Consider the following 19,592-nt stretch of genomic DNA (forward strand, 5'->3'; position numbering starts at 1 on the left):
GTTTACGCTGCCGCCGGTGACGACTACGCAACGCACCACCATTCCGCCCGGAGTCGCCGCCGGGCACCCCGCCACCGCCGAGGCCGGGCTGCGCGCGCTCGCCGCCGGAGGCACCGCCGCGGACGCCGCCGTCGCCGCGGTGCTGGCGAGCGCCGCATCGGAGAGCATCTTCACCGGGCTGGGCGGTGGCGGCTTCGCCGTCTATTACGACGCCGCCACCCGCGAGGTGACCTGCCTGGACTTCTTCTGCGCGGCCCCCGGCCTGGACGGCGACGTCACGGCCGGCGAGATGGTGCCGATAGAGGTCGCGTTCGGCGAGGTGCCGGTGACGTACTCGATCGGCGGCGCCAGCGTGGCCGTCCCCGGCGTACCCGCCGGCTGCGGCGAGGTCCACCGGCGCTGGGGCGCACTGCCGTGGGAGCGCGTGGTCGAGCCCGCGATGCTGCTCGCACGCACCGGCGTGGTGCTGCCCGCCGAGCACGCGCGCACGCTCGGCGGTGTCGGCCCCGCACTGGCCTACGGCGACGGCGACGTGGTCTACCGGACACAGGGCCGCTACCTGACCGGCGGCGAGCGCCTGTTCCACCCCGGCCTGGAGAACGCGATGGCCGGCCTCGCCGAGGAAGGCCCGTCCGTGTTCTACACCGGACGGTTCGGCAAAATGACGGTCGACGCGGTCCGCGCCACCGGCGGCACGCTCGGACCCGCCGACCTCGCCGCCTACCGGGTGATCGAACTCCCGCTCGCCGAGGCCACGCTGGCCGGCCACCGGGTCCTGGCCCGCCACGACCTCAACGCCCTGATCACCACGATCGCCGCACTCCCGCCCACGCTGGCCACGATGCCCCGCCCCGCGCGCGCCGTGGCCGTGGCCCGCACGCTCGCCGACCCCCACGCCCAGCGCCTCGGCGACACCACGAACGTCTCCGCCGTCGACGCCCACGGCAACGCCTGCGTCATCACCACCACCCTCGGCCTCAGCGCCGGCGTCTGGCTCCCCGGCCTCGGCGTCAACCTCAACTCCATGCTCGGCGAAACCGAACTGATCACGGACGACCTCGCCCCCGGCCGCCGCGTGTCATCGATGATGTGCCCGCTGGTCGTGCTGGACCCCGACCACTCCCTGGTCCTGGCCGCCGGTTCCGCCGGCGCGAGCCGCATCCGGACCGCGCTCGTCCACACGCTGATCGCCACCCTGATCGACAACCTGGACATGCCCGCCGCGATCGCGCGCCCCCGCTTCCACCTGGTCGGCGACGACGTGCACGCGGAAGACGGCGTACCCGAGGACGAGTTGGAGGCCCTGACCGCCGCCGGTTTCGCGGTGAACCGCTGGGACCACACCAGCCACTACTTCGGCGGCGTCTCCGCGGTCGGCCGTTCCGGCGTCGCCGCCGACCCCCGCCGAGGCGGCGGTGCCGCACTGCTCTGACCGCAGTCCACCCTGGGCATGCTTTGAACGGAAATATCCACTATTAGTGGACATGCGTAGCGAGCTCAAGAAGCGGCGGCGCCCCGAGGGCGGAAGGAAGTGGCGACACCCGACCTAACCTGCGGGGTTCGGACGCGCAGCCTCCGCACCATTCCGACATCCGGGACCCAAGATCCTTGCGTCTCCGGTGGCTCTTTCACGGGCCGGGAAAGGGCCACCGGAGACGCAAGGATCTTGACCCGCGCTTCCGGCGGCTCTTTGCCTCTTATGCGCAAGCAGCCACAGAGGTGACCGCCTGGCTGCCCCGTATGCCGTCGACCCGCCCGCAGGGGTGCAGATCATCGGCAGGGCCGCCACCAGCACAACCGGCAGCAAACAGCGCGGCTCACGCCTGAACCCGACCACGACGCCGACCGGCAGCAGCCGCCCGGCGCAACCATCAAAGACCGACCAGCCACGGACCCGCCACCGGGCAGCGGAAAGGCCCACCCAAACGCGAGAACCGGCCAGCCGCCGCACGACAGACCAAAGCCGGCGGCCCTGCCGATGATCTGCTCGGCTTGCCCCGGGTCGATGGCATACGGGGCGGACAGGCCGCACGCAAACCCAGCCACCCGGGATCTTGGGCATCGCAGTTGACGTTGCCTTTCCGCTGCACCGGTGTCGGAGGCTCCCGCCGGAGGCAAGAGCCGCAGCCAGGCCGACCAGACCGTTACTGACTCTTTCGGCGTAGAGGTTCGGACCCGCCGTGATCAAGCGGGCACTCTGTGCCCGAAATTTCGTGAAATAGCGTCCTAAAGGCCCGCTGCATCCTCGCTCTGACGCCGGAAGCTGACCGGAGATAGGCACCGCCGCGGACCAAGGCCGAAAGACTTTCACGCCCGCGAGGCGTCATACAAGGGTGCCAGATGGACTCAGTAAAGGTGCCGCCACAGACGCCTACTGCCGAACCGGCACCCTGCCCAGGCGACCGCCATAGCTAAAGGATCATTGGGCGCCGCAAAAACCAGGTCAACAGCCCGAGTTGATCTGGTTTTTGCGGCACCGAATGATCCTTTCCGGCCGGGCGTCGACGCGGTGCCGGATCCAGGCTGGCCGCGGGGTGCTCTGCGCCCGAAATTTCATGACATAGCGGCGGCGGGCCCGGCCATCTCACGACCTCGACAGCGCCGGTCAGCTATGAGAACGGCCAATCACGACCCGGGGGCGGCCGCCGGGCCCGGCGCAGGCCGCCTCCGAGCGCATTGCACCCGAAATTTCGGCATATCGTCGACAGGGAGGGACGGGCAGAGATCGTTGTTGCGCTCACTGCTCTTTCCGGCGGGTTAAAAGAGCAGTGAGCGCAACAACGATCTTTTACCCACCGCACGAGCGGCACGGACCACCGACCTCGGCCAGCTATTTCATGAAATTTCGGGCGCGGCCTGGACCCTGCGGAGCGTGCACGCGATCGCGCTGAGCCGACCCCTGACGGCGAAAGGTCAGTAAAGCATGAAATTTCGGGCCCGGAGCGCCCGGACCACTCTGATCGTGGCCGAGCCGCGGGTTACCGCCGCACGGCAGATCACGACCAACCGGACAGGCCGCAGACGGACTCCAGGCGCCCAGACCACGGCCCATCGCCGCCGGTTCATAAAATGGCCCGCCCACCACCGTCCGGTTTTCTCCGGCGCCACCGCGAAACCGGCAGGGAGGAGCGCCAGCGACGACCGGTGCCCGCGGGAGCAACGCTGCCGGACCACGCCGGAAGCGGGAATATCCAGATTTTGATCTTCACTGAGGCCCCGGCCGAGAGCACCACAACGTCAGGGCCGCGCCGCCCGTAACGCCAGCAGCGTCGTGTGCACGTCGAACGCATCCCCGTCATCGCTGGGCCAGCCGCCGTCCGTGCGCTGGGTCTCCGCCAGACGTGCACGCGCTGCCTGCGGAAGCGCATCGTCGTCCGGCACTCCCGCGCGGCGCAGCGTCGCCGCCAGCGAGGCAGTGTCCCCGGCGCTGAGCTTGGGCAGCCGGTCCGCCAGCACCAGTTGCATGCGCGCCGATTCGTAGAACATGTCCTGCCGGTACAGAACCGCGGCTCCTAGCCAGCCGGCGATCAGGAAGGACGGCCAGGAGCCGTCCGGGCGCAGCGCGCCGGCGATCGCCTGGGCGGCGGACCGTGCGACCCCGGCGTAGACCCCGCCGTGGCGGGGGTCGAAGTGGCCGGACCGCACGGAGTCCTGCCCGCCGCCGATGATCAGCCAGTACGACGCGAGCGCGGTCAGGTACAGCCGCGCCTCCGGGTCGCCGGGCCGGGCCCAGGGTGGCGCGTCCTGGGCGTAGGAGGCGTCCTCCTCCCAGGTGCCGTCCGGGCGCTGGCGACCGGCAAGCCAGTCGAGTGCCTTGTGGGCGGCGGGGCGGCCGAGTGCGCCCAGGTCGTCGAGCTCGGCGAGGCGGAAGCAGGTGGCGTCGATCGACGCGACCTCGCCGCCCCAGGTGGCGGGCCAGCCGCCCTCGGGTGCCTGCCCCATCTCGGTGCGGGCGATCGCGTCCTCGGGTGCGGGTGCACCGGTGCGCAGGTAGGAGAGCCGGGCTCGATCCACTTGATCACCCCGGGCGACCACGAAACCTATCGCCGCATCCATGTCGACCACCGCGCAAGGCTACCGCCGGTGTGGGGAATTCGCTCTCGTCGAGTCAGCCAGGGACGACCATCCGTGAGGGGGATCTCTGCTTTTGGAAAAGCAAAATGCCCGCCTCCGGGAGGAAGCGGGCATTTCGGAAGGGCCTAGTACTCCGGCAGCGACGGGTCGATGTTCTTGACCCAGGAGACCACGCCGCCCTGCACGTGGACCGCGTCCTTGAACCCGGCCGCCTTGAGCGCGGCCAGCGCCTCGGCCGAGCGCACACCGGACTTGCAGTGCAGCACGATCTGCTTGTCCTGCGGCAGCGTCGCGAGCGCCTCGCCGTTCAGGATGTCGCCCTTGGGGATGAGCGTGGAGCCGGGGATGCGAACGATCTCGTACTCCGCGGGCTCGCGCACGTCGACCAGGAAGAAGTCCTTGCCGGCGTCCTGCCACTCCTTGAGCTCGTGGACCGTGATGGTCGAGCCCAGCGTCGCCTCCTGCGCCTCCTCGGAGACCGCGCCGCAGAAGTCGTCGTAGTCGATGAGGCCGGTGATCGGCTCCGCGTTCGGGTCCTTGCGAATCTTGATGGTGCGGTACGACATCTCCAGCGCGTCGTAGACCATCAGGCGGCCGAGCAGCGAGTCGCCGATGCCGGTGATCAGCTTGATCGCCTCGGTGACCTGCACGGCGCCGATCGACGCGCACAGCACGCCGAGCACGCCGCCCTCGGCGCAGGACGGGACCATGCCGGGCGGCGGGGGCTCCGGGTAGAGGTCGCGGTAGTTCGGTCCGTACTGGTCCCAGAACACGCTGACCTGGCCGTCGAAGCGGTAGATCGAGCCCCACACGTACGGCTTGCCGAGCAGCACGCAGGCGTCGTTCACCAGGTAGCGCGTGGCGAAGTTGTCGGTGCCGTCGACGATCAGGTCGTACTGCCCGAAGATCTCGAACACGTTGTCGTTGTCCAGCGACGTGTTGTGGATCTGAACCTTCACGTACGGGTTGATCTCGCGCACGGACGCGGCCGCGGACTCCGCCTTCGGCTTTCCGATGTCGGACTGGCCGTGGATGATCTGACGCTGCAGGTTGGACTCGTCCACCGTGTCGAAGTCGACGATGCCGAGCGTGCCGACGCCGGCCGCCGCGAGATACATCAGCGCGGGAGAACCGAGGCCGCCGGCCCCCACACACAGCACCCTGGCGTTCTTGAGGCGCTTCTGCCCCTCCACCCCGACGTCCGGGATGATCAGGTGGCGCGAATAGCGACGGATCTCGTCAACGGTGAGCTCGGCGGCGGGCTCGACGAGCGGGGGTAGGGCCACGATTGACTCCCCGGATCGATTGGGTTTGCAGAGGCCATTGTTGCGCGCGTGTCCGCGACGCTGCCATGAGTAGCGACACGCGCCCGCACTGCGGGACGGGGAATAGATTCACTCGACGGCCTTGCCCTCGTAACGGCGTCCGGTGAGGTAGGGCCACGCGTTGGCGAGGCATCCACGGAGGCCGTACGTCTGCTGCTGCATCACGGGCGCGGGCGATCCGGCGCCGGGACAGGCCTCGTGCCCGTGTCCGAACTGGTGGCCGACCTCATGGTTGATGGCGTAGGCCCGGTACGCGGACAGCGGCGCGCCGTAGTCCGGGATCGCGGTCTGCCAGCGTGCAACGTTGATGATGACCTTGCCGACCAGTCGGCAGGAGGTGTAACCGGAGGTGGCGAGGCCGCCCTCCGCGCACATTCGCTCCGACGTCTTCGGCGTCGCCAGGTAGACGGTGAACTCCGCGCCCTGCCCCTGCGCCACCCGCTGCAGGCGCACCTGGCCGGACGCGATCCAGCTGCGCTGATCCCCGAGGATCCGGTCCACCTCGGCCGCGAACGGGTCCGCGCCCACCCCGGCGCCCGCCTCGGTGACCACGTGGAAACGCCGCAGCGTGCCGGCGCGGCCGAGGATCGGTCCGGGGCCGGCGGCGTAGGCGAAGCGGCCGCTGCCCTGAGTGGCGAAGGTGCTGGTCGCCTCCGGGGTGGCCGGTGCCGGCGCCGCTTCGCCGCCGGGCGGGGGCGGGGCCGGGGCCGCGGTCGTGGGCACCGGGGCCGGAGGCGTCTGCGCCGGTGCCGGGCCGGCACGGTGGCGGCCTTCCGCCGATCTGGTGGGGGGCTCGTGAGAGACGACCGCGGCGGATTCCACGCCCGGCGCGCTGACCGGGCGATAGTCCGCGCCCCTGACCAGGTCCACTCCGACCAGAGCGGCTGCGGAGAGCAGAAGAGCGATCACGCCGGTACGCCGTCGGCGGCGCCGCATCCGGTGGATCGGCTCGGGTGGAGGTGACACCGGGCGGGGCGGTCGGACAGGACCGGCCATCCGCGCCGAACCGGCGTCGCTCCCCCGGCGCGTCCTGGATCCGGCCTCCGCACGGGCCGACCCGCTCTCGCCGCGGGCCGATCTGCCCTCGACACGGGCCGATTTTCCCTCGGCACGCGTCGCGGCCAGGGCGCGGGACATCGGCGCGCCCGGTAGCCCGAAGTTCTCCCGCCGTTCGCGACGGCGTTCCTCCGGGTCGAGGCGGACACGCCGGATGGCGGCAGCGGCGGCCGCCCTCTCCTCGAAGGTGCGGTCGCGGGCGGACGTTCGGTTACCCGGAGTAGCCATTGCCTATCCAGATTGCCACCAAAAACGGCGTAAAACGGCTTAACCCGCCCGAGAGGCCACGGACGCCTCGTCCATCAGCCCCAGAATCGCGCGAGCGCAGGTCTCCGGCATCTCCATCATCGGCACGTGCCCGACGCCCTCCAGCATCAGCAGCCGGGCGTCCGGGATGGCCCGCGCCACCTGCGCCGGGACCCGTGTGTCCACCAGCCGGTCCCGGTCGCCGCCGATCACCAGCGTGGGCACGGTGATCGCGCGGGCCAGCCGCCAGAGCGAGTTCGCGCCCGGCAGGTAGGCCCGGACGAAACTGGAGACCAGCCCGCGCATCGTGCCCACCCACGCGCTGGCGTAGTGCGGGGAGAAGCGCAGCTCCGACTCGGCCACCGCCTCCAGCCAGCGCTGCTCCGACATCCGGTTCGGGTCGCCGTAGCAGGTGCGCAGGATGTGCCGGGCCATCGCGGTCGGCCGCAGCCGGGCGAACCGGCGCGCGGCCAGCAGGTCCGCCCTGGGCAGTGCCAGGAACGGCACGACCGGCGCCTGCAGCGTGCGGCGCGGGTCCAGGAACGGCATCGCGGGCGTGATCAGCGTCAGTGTGCGGACCAGGTCCGGCCGGAGCGCGGCGGCCCGCACCGAGATGACGCCGCCGAGCGAGTTGCCGATCAGGTGCACCGGGCCGCGGCCGGTCTCCGCGATCAGCCGGATCAGCAGGTCGGCGAGCGCGGTGATCGAGTAGCGCGGCGCCGGGTCGCTGTAGCCGAAGCCGGGCAGGTCCAGCGCCAGGCCGTCGAGCCGGTCGGCGAGCAGGCCGGCCAGATCCGTGAAGTTCTGCGCCGAGCCGCCGAGGCCGTGGACGTAGAGCGCGGGCTCGGCGCGGCCCGACGTGCCGGGCGTGGCCCTGACCTGCACGGACCGCCCGCCCAGGCGAATCTGCCGGGCGGGCCAGGGTGGTGGGGGTTCCGTGCGGGACAGCGCGGACTCGTCCGCGAGCAACGCAGCCTTCATGAACAGCAGTCTGCCCGCACACCAGGCCGATGTGCGGGCAGATCGATCATCAGGAGGGCAGCAGACCTTCCAGCCGCCGGTTGACGGCCGCGAGCGTGGCACGCACGACGGCCTGCCGGCGGTCGCTTCCCACCACGGCCGAGCCACTGAGCTGCTCCACCCAGCCGTCGCAGGCCAGCAGCAGCACGACCACCGCGACCTCGGTGGTGCCGAACGGGACCACGGCCGCGTGCTCCACATAGCAGCGGCCGGGCTCCTCGCCCTTCTCGTCGGAGCGCAGCAGCTCGTCGACGGCGGACGCGGCCGCGACCGAGCAGAGGCGCAGCACGTAACCGTCGACGGCCGGGCCGGTGGCGACGCCGGTGGCGACCTGCTCGCCCACGGCCAGCTCCACCTCGACCGTGACGTCCAGGCCGAACGTGCGCGTCTGCACGTGCTCTATCAGCACGCGCGGGCCGGGACGGCCGCCCGGGTCGAGCGCGGGCGGGCCGACCACCGCGGCGGTCGGCTGGCCCGGGAGGTAGCCGGTGCTCGCCGGGTCGCCGGACTCGTCGGCCGCGGGCGCGACCGGCAGGGTCTCGGCGGGTGGCTGCGGACGGCGGCGGCGCGGCTCGTCACCGGGCGCGGGCGGCGCGGGCAGGGACGGCACCGCGGGCACGGTCGGCAGCACCGCGGGCGGCGCGGACGACACCGGCGCCGGCGGGGCGGACGACACGGACTGGCCGGGACGCACGCCCGGCTGGATCGGCACGTGCGCGGACGCGGCGGACGGCTCCGGTTTCGGCGCGACGCCGGGCCGGGGCAGGTAGCTGACGCCGCTGCGGGTCTGCGGGCGGGACGGCTGCTCGGTCACCGGCGGCGCGGTCTCGACGCCCGGCCGGATCGGCGTGACCGAGGCCGGGGTCAGCGCCTCCGCGCCGATCAGGCCCTCGTGCGAGGACGCGGCCAGACCCATCCGCTCCTGCAGCAGGCGGGCCACCATGCGGGAGACCTCGGCCGGGTCGGCGCCGTCCGTCAGGTCGAGCCGCAGCTTGTGCGCGCCGCTCTCGGTGATGTGCACGGTCGCGTGCCGCACGCCGGCGACCTCGCGCACGGCGAGCTGGATCGCGTCCACGTCGAACCCGTCCGGGCGCTGCTCCGGCGGCGAGTCCTCGCGGCGCAGGCCCTCGCGGATCCGGGCCAGGTCCGGCACCTCGGCGGCCGGCGGACCGGCGACCGGGGCCGCGGGTATCAGCGGCACGTCGTCGGACGGGACCCGCTTCGGCAGCACGCCGGAACCCCGGCGGGGCTCGGGCTCGGGGCGTGGCTCCGGCGCGCGGCGGAAGTCGTCGAACTCGTCGCGGCCCGGGGGCAGCAGGCCGGGCGGCGGCGGGTACGCCGGATAACCGCCGGAGTACGACGGCTGCTGACGGAACGTGGGCTCGTCCAAGGGGTCGGGCACGGACGGGAAGCCAGGCGGCTGCTCGTGGCGGTTGTCCGCCTCCAGCGGCCGGAACTCACGGCGACCGGCCGAGCGCGGCGCGGCGGCCGGCGGCGCGATCGGCTCCCCGCCGGACTCCTCCGGGCGGGCGGACCGGCGCGGCGGCAGCTCGTCGGCCTGGTCGCGGCCCTCGCTGGACCGGCGCGGCTCGTAGGCCAGGCGGCCCGGACGGACCGGCTCGTCCGCCGGCGGCTCGGGGGCGGCGGGCACCTCCGGCGTGTCCGCACGGTCGCGGCCGAAGCCGCGGCCGAACTCCGGCGAGCGGCGGCGCATGCCCTCCAGCAGACGACCGCCGGACTCGCCCTTCTCCCGGCCCTGGCGCAGCGGCAGGCCCTCCGGGGTGTCGATCAGGCGCGGGCCGTTGACCTCGGTGTCGGCCGGCTCGGCCCGGGGCTGCTCGCGGCCCTCGCGGGACAGACCGCCGTCGATCGCGCGCAGGCCGCCGGTCGGGCTGTCGCCCCGGCGGCCGAAGCGCGGCTCCTCACGCACCGGCTCGGGCTGGCGCGAGCCGACCGGGCGCAGCGGCTCGACCACGCGCGGGCCGCTGACCGGCCGCGGGGTCACGGAGCGCTGATTGCCGATCGGGCGCGGGCCACCGAACCGGTCGGCACCGTCCGGATCCTCGGCGTACCCCCAACCGGTGTCACCCGCCGAGTGCCGGGAGTCACGAAGGTCACCCCGGGGTGTGATCTCGGACTCGGCATCTCCCGGGTAGGACGAGCGCGGAAGCAGGCCCGCGTCCTCCAGGTCACCTTCGTACGGGTACGGGGGCGCGCTGGCCGGCACCTGAGCGGCTGGCAGCGGAGATTGCGGCTCTACCGGGTGCTCCTCGTGATCATGGCCGTTGACCGGCCGACGCTGATTACGGCCGTTCGTGGCCTGCGGGGACGGGGACAGCTGCGCCATCAGGTCCGCGTAACGGGCCTGCGGATCTATCCACGCGGCCGCATCCCGGTCCCTCGACTGACGCCAGGCCGGCGGCATCGGCTCCGGCTCGAGGGAGGGACCCGCATTCGACCATGCGGAATCGACCGGCGCCCAGCCGTTCGGCCGGGCGCGGTCGTCACGCGGAACCGCACCGTTAAGGTTTTCACCCGGCGTGGCGTCGTCCGCTTCCCTCGATTCGTCCACCGTGCGCTCCTCCGTCGCCCCCGCTGAGGCTACCGTGTGCTGACAGCAGCGATAAGTTGTCACGTCGGGCTAATTCGGCGACCGGGCGGGTGACGGTGGTATGGCACACGTCGCGCCGGATACTTGAGCCCATGGCGCGAGCGGCGCGAATGTCCGCTCGCCAGCGAGGAGGTAATGCGATGACCGCAGCGTCGGGGGGCGCCCAAACGGCGGGACGGCCGACGCGTCTGCCGCGCTCCGCGCGCCGCAAGCAGTTGCTCGCCGCCGCGCAGGAGGTCTTCGTCGCGCAGGGTTACCACTCGGCCGCGATGGACGACATCGCGGAACGGGCCGGGGTCTCCAAGCCGGTGCTCTATCAGCACTTCCCGGGCAAGCTCGAGCTCTATCTCGCACTGCTCGACACGCACTGCGAGGCGATCGTCGCCAAGGTCCAGGCCGCCATGCGCGCGACGCCGGACAACAAGGAGCGGGTCCGGGGCGCCGTGACCGCGTACTTCGACTTCGTCGACCACGAGAGCGAGGCGTTCCGCCTGGTCTTCGCGTCGGACCTGCGCAACGAGCCGGCCGTGCGGGAGCGGGTGGACCGGGTCGAGAAGGGCTGCATCGCGGCGCTGACCGACACCATCATCTCGGACACCGGCGTGAACCGGGCCAACGCGGAGCTGCTCGCGTCCGGCCTGGTCGGCGCCGCGGAGACCGCCGCGCAGTTCTGGCTGGCCAACGGCCGCCAGGTGCCGAAGACCGATGCCGAGTCGCTGCTGACCACGCTGCTCTGGCGCGGCATCGCGAGCTTCCCGCTGCAGGGAGACCCCACGCCGTAGCGCCGGCACAAATTCAGCTCTGCGCGAGCACGGCGGTTGAGCTGCCGATCCGGCCTCCGGATCGGCTAGCCTTCGAAACGGAACATCTTCGTCCCATGAGGAGGACCCGTGGAGGTCAAGATCGGCGTCCAGTACGCGCCGCGCGAGCTCGTGCTGGAGAGCGGACAGACGCCGGACGAGGTCGAAAAGGTCGTGACCGAGGCGATCAACGGCGACGGCGTCCTGACCCTCACCGACGAGAAGGGCCGCAAGGTCATTGTCCCGGTGACGAAGGTCGCCTACGTGGAGATCGCAGAGGCCACCCAGCGTTCGGTCGGCTTCACCGGCTTCACCGCCCGCTGAGTCACATTTTTCCCAGCTGAGCCGCCGGCTCCCCGCACAGGGGGGCCGGCGGCTCAGTTGTTCAGGTCGAGCGCGTTCATCCGGGCCGCGTGCGCGGTGGTGAGCCGCTGGAAGAGCTTCTGCACGCCGTTGTCGGCCACGACCAGCGCGGTCAGCGGTGCCCGCTCGGCGGCCACGCGCTGCGCGTGCGAGAGCGTCTCGCCGACCAGGCGTCGCGCCCACATGGAGAGCCGGTTCGCCACCTTCGGGTCCTCCGCGATCGCGTCCCGCAGCTCCGCCTCGGCGAACGAGGCGTACCGGCTGTCGTGCAGCACGCGCCGGACCAGGTCGCCGTCGGGCGCGTCGAGCAGCGCCGCCACCTCGGCCAGGAAGTCGTCCGCGATCCGGTCGCCGACGTAGACCTTGGTCAGCGCCTCCAGCCAGTCCTTCGGCTCGGTGGCGTCGTGGTACTCCTCGACCGGTCCCACGTACGGCGCCATCGCGTCCTGCGGGTCCACGCCGAGTTCGGCGAGCCGGGCCGCGACCCGGCGGTACCCGTCCACCTCCACCGCGGCCAGCTCGCCCAGCATGGCGCGTCGTCGCAGGTCGGGTGCGAGCGCGGCGTCACGGGCCATCCGCTCGAACGCGAGCATCTCGCCGAACGCCACCAGGCCGAGCAGCTCCACCACGGGCGCGTGAAGATCTTGCGGTCGTGAATCGTCTCCGGACACGAGCGCAGGCTACCGCTCCTGATCGCGCGCGGCAGCGAACGGCCGTGACCAGCATGACAAAACCGCACTGTGACGCACGCCACTTCCGAGCACCCCTCCCGAATCGAGATATTCCACCTGAGGTGCCGTTCATGCTGGTCGGGTATGCTGGCTGCAGATCAGGCGCAGGTATCGATTTCATAGCGAAACGTTGAGCAGTGCGGCTTCAAAGCTGTGCGACGCATCAGACCGACGTTCGCCGATGGACCCAAGCCCTGCGACGGCGTGCGGGCCCGCGGCCGTCTTCTCGACGACCGCGCGCGGCCCGCGCCTCACCCACACGCGCCCTCGAACGAAGCGGGGCGCACCACGAGAGGGCACCCCCAAAACTTTATGAGCGACATCGACGAGCAGGAGAACGCTCCCACCCGAGCACCCGTCATCAACGACAAGCCCACCTTCGCCGAGCTCGGCGTCCGCGACGAGACCGTCGCCGCGCTGGCCGCCGCCGGCATCGAGCGCGCCTTCGCCATCCAGGAATATGCGCTGCCCATCGCGCTGCGCGGCTCCGACATGATCGGCCAGGCCCCCACCGGCACCGGCAAGACGTTCGCGTTCGGCCTGCCGCTCGTCGACCGGGTGTTCGCGCCGGCCGAGGGCGGCGACGGCGTGCCGCAGGCGCTGGTCGTGGTCCCGACCCGTGAGCTCGGCCTCCAGGTCGCGAAGGACCTCGCGCTGGCCGGCAAGGGCCGCGGCGTGCGGGTGCTGCCGATCTACGGCGGCGTCGCCTACGAGCAGCAGACGGACGCGTTGAAGGCCGGCGTCGAGATCCTGGTCGGCACGCCCGGCCGTCTGATGGACCTGGCGAAGCAGAAGAAGCTGCGTCTCGACCGGGTCCGCGCGCTGGTGCTGGACGAGGCCGACCGCATGCTCGACCTCGGCTTCCTGGACGACGTGGAGAAGATCCTCGCCATGCTGCCGGAGGACCGGCAGACCATGCTGTTCTCCGCCACCATGCCGGACCCGATCGTCACGCTGGCCCGCCGCTTCCTGCGGCACCCGGTGACCGTGCACGCGGGTCACACCGTGGAGACCGGCCCGTCGCCGCAGACGCTCCAGGTGGCGTACCGGACGCATCCGATGAACAAGATCGAGATGGTGGCCCGCATCCTGCAGGCGCGCGGTCGCGGTCTGACCATGATCTTCACGCGGACCAAGCGGGCCGCGGACCGGCTCTCCGAGGATCTCGACTTCCGCGGCTTCGCGGTCGCGGCGGTCCACGGCGACCTCGGGCAGGGCGCGCGCGAGCGGGCGCTGCGCGCGTTCCGGGCCGGCAAGATCGACGTGCTGGTCGCCACCGACGTCGCGGCCCGTGGTCTGGACGTCTCCGGCGTCACCCACGTGATCAACTACGACTGTCCCGAGGACCCGGACACGTACACGCACCGCATCGGCCGCACCGGCCGGGCCGGCGCCACCGGCGTCGCGGTCACGTTCGTGGACTGGGAGGACATGCCGCGCTGGCACCTGATCGACAAGTCGATCGGGCTGGACATGCGGGAGCCTCCGGAGACCTACCACACCTCGCCCTACCTCTTCACCGACCTGGACATCCCGACCGACGTGGCCGCGGCGCTCCCGTCCGCGGACCGCACCCGGGCCGGGCTCTCCGCCGAGGTGGAGGAGGACCTGGGCGGCCGTCCCCGGCGCACCGGCGGGCGTCGTGGCGACAGCCGTGGCGCCGACCGGGCCGCGGCCCCGGCGCAGCGCACGCCGCGCACCCGGAAGCGGACCCGGCGCACCGAGCCGGCCGTCGGCGACGACGCTCCGGCCACCACTGCTCCGGCCGCGGTCGACGACGACACCGTGGTCAAGCCGCGGCGCCGTCGCCGCCGTGCCGGTGAGGCCGGCACCGGTGACGTGGTGACCACGGAGATCACGGCGGAGCCGACGCAGGCCCGGGACGATGACGGCGACGGCAGCGGCCTCGCCGAGGCGGCGGACGGGCCCAAGCGGCGTCGTCGTCGCCGTGGCGGTCGCGGTGGCCGTGGCACGGGCGACGGTGCCGAGGGCGGCGACGGCGGCGGCGACAGCACCGACGACTGACCTCGACGACAAGGTCAAGGGCGGATTCCCCGGGTACGGGGGTCCGCCCTTCCTCGTGCCCGGCCGCGCGCACGGCGTACCCCCGTGGCCTGGGTTGTGATCTGGTTTTTGCCTCAGGGCCGGGGGCGTCCCGCCGAATTCGTGTTCCTGCGAGCCACGGACGGCTTCGCACTCGCGAGAAACGGAATTCTCGCGTGCGCCACGGACGGTGAAGGGCGGGTGTACCGATGGATCGGCAGGCGATGGGGCTCACCCTCACCGCCAACGGCTTCGTGCCCGCGGTACGTCCGGGAGCGCTCGCCACGGCGACCGCGCGTCCGGCGATCCGCGGGCACGTCGCGCTCACCTTCGACGACGGGCCGAGCGCGGGGACCGGGGTGGTGCTCAGCATCCTGGCCGAAGCCCAGGCGCGGGCCACGTTCTTCTTCGTGGGCGGCGGCGTGGAGGCGGACTGGCGCTTTGCGAGCCGGGCCGCGCTGGCCGGGCACGCGATCGGCAACCACAGTTACAGCCATCCGGACCTGTCCGCGGTCCCGCTCAAGGACGCGGCCGTGGAGCTGGGGCGGACCCAGGCGGCGATCACCCGGTACACCGGGGCCGTGCCGACCATCGGGCGGCCGCCGTTCGGCAGCGCGAACGCGGACGTGGTGACGCTGTTCCGGGAGTACGGCATGGAGCCCGTGCTGTGGGCCTTCAACCCGGAGGACAGCGCCGGTCAGGCCGCGGCCGCGATCGGCGCCGCGATCCTCGGCGCGGTGCGGGACGGCGACATCGTGCTGCTGCACTGCGCGCAGCGGGAGACGCAGCGGATGCTGCCGGAACTGATCAGCGGGCTGCGCGCCCGGGGGCTGGAACCGGGCCGGATCGAGATCACCGGCGAGTACCAGGAGCGGAACCACAGTTACGCGCGTGCCGTGTCCTGGTGATTCGGAAGACGAAGAGCCGCCCTCCCCGCGCGCTGCAATTCGCGGGAAGGGCGGCTCTGGCTGTGTGGGCGATCAGGCCACGGTGCAGGGTGCCAGGTTCGCGACGTCCAGCTGGGGCTTGTCGGCGTTGCGGCCGATCGCGGTCGCGATCCGGTTGATCGCGGCGACGCGCTTGTCCTCCAGCGGGCCGTTGATCGCGTTCTGCACGAAGTTCGCGCCGCCCTGACCGGCCGAGTTCGCCAGACGGGTCTCCGCCTCCTGGATCTGCTTCTCCAGCAGCGCCAGGTTGCTCTCCACCTCGGCGAGCTGCTGGTTCGGGATGGCCGGGAGCTGGTCCGCGACGGTCGGGCAGATGAACGCGCCGTTCGAGCCGCCGTCGTTCGCCTCGTTGATCACCAGCTGGGTGAAGCCGGCGCCGGCGTTGTTGTTGCCGCCCTCGTTGTTGCCGCCCTCGGCCGGGTCCGCGACCGGGATCTCGGACTCGTTCAGCTCGCACGGGGCCAGCGTCGCGACGTCCAGGTCGGGGCGCTCCGCGTTACGGCCGATCGCGGTGGCGATGCGGTTGATCGTGGCGACGCGCTTGTCCTCCAGCGGGCCGAGGATCGCGTTCTGCACGAAGTTCGCACCACCCTGGCCGACGGTGTCGACCAGGCGCTGGTTGGCCTCGGCGATCTGCGTGTCGAGCAGCTCCAGGTTCCGGGTCACCTCGGCCTGGGCCTGCGCCGGGATCGTGGGCAGCTCACCGGCCACGTCGGGGCAGGAGATGGCGCCGGTCCCGCCCGCCTGGTTGTCGTCGCCGCCGGCCTCCTCGCCGCCGTCCTGCTCACCACCGCCGGCCTGCTCACCGCCGCCCCCGCCTGCGCTGAGCGAGCACTGGTCGAGGCCGCCGAGGTTCGTCGGCTTCTCCGCGGTGCGCCCGATCGCGATCGCGATCCGGTCGATCGTGGAGGCCCGCTTGCCGGCCAGCGGGCCGAGGATCGCGTTCTGCACGAAGTTCGCCCCGCCCTCACCGGCGGACGTGGCGAGGCGGTTGTTCGCCTCCTGGATCTGCGTCTCCAGCAGCGCCAGGTTGCGATCCACCTCCGCCTGGGCGCTGGCCGGGATGGCGGGCAGTTTGTCGGCCACGGTCGGGCACACGATGGTCTGCCCGCTCGCGCTCGACGACCCGGTGCCGGCCAGCGCCACGCCGAGGCCGCCACCGATCAGGGTGAGCGTGCCCACCGCGATCATGCCCGGCACCTTGTAGCGACGCCAGTCACGCCATCCGGTCTTCTCTTCGTCCCAGCTCGGTGCCATCGCGCCTAACCCAACCCTTCGGGATCTGTGGCCGATAGCCTGCGTCGCTCGTCGCGGGCGTACCGGTGAGCCTTGTGCGCTCCAGCCCCGCCGTTCCGTCCGAGCGAGGACGGTCCGGCAGGGCTCCGGAAGTAGTCGAGGCTTACCGCCTCGCCCGGTCCTACGGTGCCGGGAGGCGCTGGGGTTCAACGGTTTTCAGCTATTCGGAGAGGAGTTCGGACCGATCTTTAGGGAACCTTTAAGGGAGCATGGGGCATCGATTAGATTCGCCGTTTCGACGCCGATTTCGACAGTTTTCCGGCTCAGGCGCGCGGTGTGACGCCCAGCACAGCGCAGGCCTCGTGGTACATCCGCGCGGCCTCGCCGCGGACCTGACGGCGCTCGGTCAGCCGCTCCGAGAACGGGACCCGCACCGGCACCTCGGCGCCGTCCACGACCGCGACGAAGTCCATGCCGTCCTCGTCCATTCCGGACATGCGTGCCGCGGTGGTGCCGGGCTGCCCGCCGAGGCCGCGCGCGATGAGGACGTTGTCGTCCGCGTGGTCGTCGTTCATGTGGCGCATGATCTGCGCCACCACGTCCGGGGTGAAGACGGTGTCAGCCATGCCAGGCAGCGTAGGTGATGGCCGGCGCGCGAATCGATGTTCGCGCGATCACTGCCGTCCCGGCCCGGTCCCGGCCGTGCGGGTCTCTACGCTGGAGGAATGCCCGAATCACTTTCCGACGCCCTCGCCGAGGTGCGCTCGCTGCTGCTCCGCCCCGACCTGACCCGGGCGGTGGCCGCCGGTCGCCGCAAGGGGCAGACACCCTCCGTGGTCCGGGCCGAGCTGCGCACGGTCTCGCTCAAGAGCGGGCCGAAGCTGCAGATCGTCACGAACGACGGCGCGCGGCCGTTCACCCGCAACGTCGCGGCCGGCGACGAGGCCGCGGCGGCGGTGGACGCGCTGCTGGCCGAGCCGTTCGGGAACTGGCACGTGGAGTCCGCGTCCGGGACCGTCCAGCTGCGGGTGACGAAGAAGGGCGACGCGCAGATCCATCGCGCCGCTGCTGAGGCTCCGGCCCCGGCACCGGACGCGCACGACCGCGTCAAGGAGCACCTGCTCGACCCCGGGGACCCGCTCTTCGCGGAGATCGGCGGCGGCGCGGCCAAGCGCCGGCAGGTCGACGCGTTCCTCCGCGCGCTCGCGGCCACGCTGCCGGACGAGCTGCCCGCGTCGCTGCGCGTGGTGGACCTGGGCTGCGGCAACGCCTACCTGACGTTCGCGGCGTACCGGTACCTCGCGTCCCGGGGCGTGGCGCTGGACGTGGTCGGGGTGGACGTGCGCGAGGACCAGCGGGTACGCAACACCGCGCTCGCCGAGCGGCTGGGCTGCGCCGACGAGGTCCGGTTCGTGGCCGGCACCATCCTGGACGCGGACGTCGACCGCGCCGACGTGGTGCTCGCGCTGCACGCCTGCGACACCGCCACCGACGAGGCGCTGGCCCGCGCCGTGCAGTGGGAGGCGCGCTGGGTGCTGGCCGCGCCCTGCTGCCACCACGACCTCGCGGCCCAGCTCCGCAAGCAGCAGGTCCCGTCGCCGTTCGAGGGGCTCGGCCGGCACGGCATCCTGCGTGAGCGGTTCGCGGACGTGCTCACCGACACGGTCCGGGCCTCGCTGCTGCGCCTGCACGGTTACCGCGTCGAGGTGGTCGAGTTCATCGACTCCGCGCACACGCCGCGCAACCTGCTGATCCGCGCGCGGCACACCGGCGCGGCGCCGACGCCGGCCGCGCGGGACGAGTACACGGCGCTGACCGGCGGATTCCACATCGAGCCCGCGCTGGAGAAGCTGCTCAGCCGATCGTGACCGTGTACGCCGCGGTGTGCACCGCACCGTCCACCTGGAAGTCGAAGAACGCCCGGTAGCGCCCCTTGCTCGGCGCGGCCAGCCAGAACTTCACCGCGCCGTCCACGGTGAGCTGGTCCTCCGGGTGGACGTGCACGTAACCGAGGTCGCCCTCGCGCAGCACCACCAGGTGACCGTAGGCGCCCAGGTATCGCTCCGGCGTGACGACCGCACCACCGCGCCGGATCGTGAAGATCATCGGCTGGACCGATCCGAGCGCGGGTGTGCCGGCCAGCTCCACGCCGAAGCCACCGGCCTGGACCGTGGACACCGGCACGGGCAGTGCCTCGGCCGCGTAGGCGCCGCCGACCGACAGGTCCACGCCGAGCGTGGTCGCGGACTGGGTGCCGGCCGCGGTGGTGGCGGTGAAGTCCGCGTAGGCGCGCCAGGTGCCCGCGGCCGGCAGCGCCAGGTCGGTGCTCCAGGTGCCGTCCGGCGCGAGCTCCGGATGCACGTGCTGGTAGCCGGAGAGATCACGCCGGACCACGATCAGGTGCAGGCGTTTGTCGTGCACCACGGCGAAGTCGGTCACCGGCGCGCCGTCCGCGGCCTGGATCGTGAACCGGAACGGCACGCGGGCGGACGGCGCCGGGAACGCGGTCTCGGCCGGGACCAGCCGGAAGTCGGCGGAGCTGACCACCAGGCCGCCGACGTCACCCGCGGCCGGGTTGCCCCCGACCGTGACTCCGGTCCCGCCGCCGCTGGAGCCGCCGCTCGTGCCGCCGTGGACGTGGGCGGCGACGCCGGGCGCGTCCGTGTGCACCGCGTTCGCGCCGGTCGCGGCCGGGAGCGGGGCAGCCCCGTCCGGCCCGCCGGAGGTGATCCGGCCCAGGCCGAAGCCGGCCAGCACGGCCAGCACGATGCCGCCGACCACGCCGAGCAGGCGCATGGAGGCCCGCTCGTGCGTCGTCGCTATCTCGGAGTCGGACGTGTCAGGCATCGGCCGCGGCCAGCGCGTAGCCGGCCTCGTCCACTGCCGTGCGAACCTCGTCGATGGGGAGCGGGCCGTCGCTGGTGACGGTCACGGTGCCGGTCGGCAGGTCCACGCTCACGTCGTGCACGCCGGGCAGCTGGGTCAGCTCACCGGTGACCGCCTGCACGCAGTGCCCGCAGGTCATCCCGGTGACGGCGTAGGTATTGGTGACGGACATGGCGCACCCTCCCTGTGGTTCGACGGCACCGACTATACCCCCGGGTGGTATACGAGCCTCCGTGCCGGGGACGGTCGTTGAT

16 protein-coding genes are annotated in these 19,592 nt (G+C 72.2%); 6 read left to right on the forward strand and 10 right to left on the reverse strand.

Annotated elements, in window-relative coordinates:
* Positions 1–16 precede the first annotated feature (16 nt).
* On the forward strand, positions 17–1,432 hold the full coding sequence (locus tag OP04_RS28270) for a gamma-glutamyltransferase (RefSeq protein ID WP_232323766.1): 1,416 nt from the start codon (positions 17–19) through the stop codon (positions 1,430–1,432).
* A 1,805-nt stretch (positions 1,433–3,237) separates the two neighbouring features.
* On the opposite strand, the gene OP04_RS28275 is transcribed toward OP04_RS28270, so the two are convergent.
* The 5 genes from OP04_RS28275 to OP04_RS50185 form a co-directional block, all read right to left on the reverse strand.
* Positions 3,238–4,056, reverse strand: coding sequence for a prenyltransferase/squalene oxidase repeat-containing protein (locus OP04_RS28275; RefSeq protein WP_033342951.1), 819 nt, complete (start codon positions 4,054–4,056; stop codon positions 3,238–3,240).
* Positions 4,057–4,199: 143 nt separating this feature from the next.
* The gene (gene moeZ / locus OP04_RS28280) at positions 4,200–5,360 is read right to left on the reverse strand and encodes an adenylyltransferase/sulfurtransferase MoeZ (protein ID WP_033342899.1); all 1,161 of its coding nucleotides are present in this window, start codon (positions 5,358–5,360) and stop codon (positions 4,200–4,202) included.
* A gap of 108 nt (positions 5,361–5,468) precedes the next feature.
* A complete protein-coding gene (locus OP04_RS28285) occupies positions 5,469–6,308 on the reverse strand; it encodes a DUF3152 domain-containing protein (RefSeq protein WP_232323767.1) in 840 nt (279 codons plus the stop codon).
* 414 nt (positions 6,309–6,722) lie between these two features.
* The gene (locus OP04_RS28290) at positions 6,723–7,682 is read right to left on the reverse strand and encodes an alpha/beta fold hydrolase (protein WP_033342901.1); all 960 of its coding nucleotides are present in this window, start codon (positions 7,680–7,682) and stop codon (positions 6,723–6,725) included.
* A 49-nt stretch (positions 7,683–7,731) separates the two neighbouring features.
* Positions 7,732–10,146 carry a hypothetical protein gene (locus OP04_RS50185; protein ID WP_198154005.1) on the reverse strand — a complete coding sequence of 805 codons (2,415 nt, stop codon included), beginning with the start codon at positions 10,144–10,146 and terminating at the stop codon, positions 7,732–7,734.
* A gap of 326 nt (positions 10,147–10,472) precedes the next feature.
* Here OP04_RS50185 and OP04_RS28300 point away from each other — a divergent pair, with 326 nt between their 5' ends.
* Positions 10,473–11,114, forward strand: a complete 642-nt coding sequence (locus OP04_RS28300) for a TetR/AcrR family transcriptional regulator (protein WP_033342902.1) — start codon at positions 10,473–10,475, stop codon at positions 11,112–11,114.
* Between the two features lie 108 nt (positions 11,115–11,222).
* Complete coding sequence (locus OP04_RS28305; protein ID WP_033342903.1) at positions 11,223–11,456, forward strand: DUF3107 domain-containing protein; 234 nt, start codon at positions 11,223–11,225, stop codon at positions 11,454–11,456.
* A gap of 53 nt (positions 11,457–11,509) precedes the next feature.
* Here the strand turns inward: OP04_RS28305 and OP04_RS28310 are convergent, their stop codons facing one another.
* Positions 11,510–12,166 (reverse strand): ferritin-like fold-containing protein, encoded by a 657-nt coding sequence (locus tag OP04_RS28310; RefSeq protein WP_051799223.1) that lies wholly within the window; start codon positions 12,164–12,166, stop codon positions 11,510–11,512.
* A 372-nt stretch (positions 12,167–12,538) separates the two neighbouring features.
* On the opposite strand from OP04_RS28310, the gene OP04_RS28315 reads away from it, so the two are divergent.
* Positions 12,539–14,251, forward strand: a complete 1,713-nt coding sequence (locus OP04_RS28315) for a DEAD/DEAH box helicase (RefSeq protein ID WP_033342905.1) — start codon at positions 12,539–12,541, stop codon at positions 14,249–14,251.
* Positions 14,252–14,493: 242 nt separating this feature from the next.
* Positions 14,494–15,177: a polysaccharide deacetylase family protein gene (locus tag OP04_RS28320; RefSeq protein ID WP_051799225.1), complete on the forward strand. Its 684-nt coding sequence runs from the start codon at positions 14,494–14,496 to the stop codon at positions 15,175–15,177.
* A gap of 72 nt (positions 15,178–15,249) precedes the next feature.
* On the opposite strand, the gene OP04_RS52085 is transcribed toward OP04_RS28320, so the two are convergent.
* On the reverse strand, positions 15,250–16,473 hold the full coding sequence (locus OP04_RS52085) for a hypothetical protein (RefSeq protein WP_085066828.1): 1,224 nt from the start codon (positions 16,471–16,473) through the stop codon (positions 15,250–15,252).
* 302 nt (positions 16,474–16,775) lie between these two features.
* Entirely contained in the window at positions 16,776–17,078 is a 303-nt protein-coding gene (locus tag OP04_RS28330; RefSeq protein ID WP_033342906.1) for a DUF2470 domain-containing protein, read from the reverse strand.
* A 99-nt stretch (positions 17,079–17,177) separates the two neighbouring features.
* Between OP04_RS28330 and OP04_RS28335 the strand changes: the two genes are divergently transcribed.
* Positions 17,178–18,320 carry a class I SAM-dependent methyltransferase gene (locus OP04_RS28335; RefSeq protein WP_033342907.1) on the forward strand — a complete coding sequence of 381 codons (1,143 nt, stop codon included), beginning with the start codon at positions 17,178–17,180 and terminating at the stop codon, positions 18,318–18,320.
* Here the strand turns inward: OP04_RS28335 and OP04_RS28340 are convergent.
* Positions 18,307–19,299 carry a hypothetical protein gene (locus tag OP04_RS28340; protein WP_033342908.1) on the reverse strand — a complete coding sequence of 331 codons (993 nt, stop codon included), beginning with the start codon at positions 19,297–19,299 and terminating at the stop codon, positions 18,307–18,309. The genes OP04_RS28335 and OP04_RS28340 overlap by 14 nt on opposite strands.
* Positions 19,292–19,510 (reverse strand): heavy-metal-associated domain-containing protein, encoded by a 219-nt coding sequence (locus OP04_RS28345; protein ID WP_033342909.1) that lies wholly within the window; start codon positions 19,508–19,510, stop codon positions 19,292–19,294. Before OP04_RS28345 ends, OP04_RS28340 begins: the two co-directional genes overlap by 8 nt.
* Positions 19,511–19,592: the final 82 nt, after the last annotated feature.

Origin of the sequence: Catenuloplanes japonicus (genome assembly GCF_000717135.1) — a bacterium.
GTDB classification, from domain to species: Bacteria; Actinomycetota; Actinomycetes; order Mycobacteriales; family Micromonosporaceae; genus Catenuloplanes; species Catenuloplanes japonicus.

What these genes read in the sequence shown, in the direction of transcription:
- OP04_RS28275 (WP_033342951.1), bottom strand. Translation starts at nt 4,056, where the DNA reads ATGGATGCGGCGATAGGTTTCGTGGTCGCCCGGGGTGATCAAGTGGAT.
- OP04_RS28290 (WP_033342901.1), bottom strand. Translation starts at nt 7,682, where the DNA reads ATGAAGGCTGCGTTGCTCGCGGACGAGTCCGCGCTGTCCCGCACGGAA.
- OP04_RS50185 (WP_198154005.1), bottom strand. Translation starts at nt 10,146, where the DNA reads ATGCCGCCGGCCTGGCGTCAGTCGAGGGACCGGGATGCGGCCGCGTGG.
- OP04_RS28300 (WP_033342902.1), top strand. Translation starts at nt 10,473, where the DNA reads ATGACCGCAGCGTCGGGGGGCGCCCAAACGGCGGGACGGCCGACGCGT.
- OP04_RS28315 (WP_033342905.1), top strand. Translation starts at nt 12,539, where the DNA reads ATGAGCGACATCGACGAGCAGGAGAACGCTCCCACCCGAGCACCCGTC.
- OP04_RS28320 (WP_051799225.1), top strand. Translation starts at nt 14,494, where the DNA reads ATGGGGCTCACCCTCACCGCCAACGGCTTCGTGCCCGCGGTACGTCCG.
- OP04_RS52085 (WP_085066828.1), bottom strand. Translation starts at nt 16,473, where the DNA reads ATGGCACCGAGCTGGGACGAAGAGAAGACCGGATGGCGTGACTGGCGT.
- OP04_RS28330 (WP_033342906.1), bottom strand. Translation starts at nt 17,078, where the DNA reads ATGGCTGACACCGTCTTCACCCCGGACGTGGTGGCGCAGATCATGCGC.
- OP04_RS28335 (WP_033342907.1), top strand. Translation starts at nt 17,178, where the DNA reads ATGCCCGAATCACTTTCCGACGCCCTCGCCGAGGTGCGCTCGCTGCTG.
- OP04_RS28340 (WP_033342908.1), bottom strand. Translation starts at nt 19,299, where the DNA reads ATGCCTGACACGTCCGACTCCGAGATAGCGACGACGCACGAGCGGGCC.
- OP04_RS28345 (WP_033342909.1), bottom strand. Translation starts at nt 19,510, where the DNA reads ATGTCCGTCACCAATACCTACGCCGTCACCGGGATGACCTGCGGGCAC.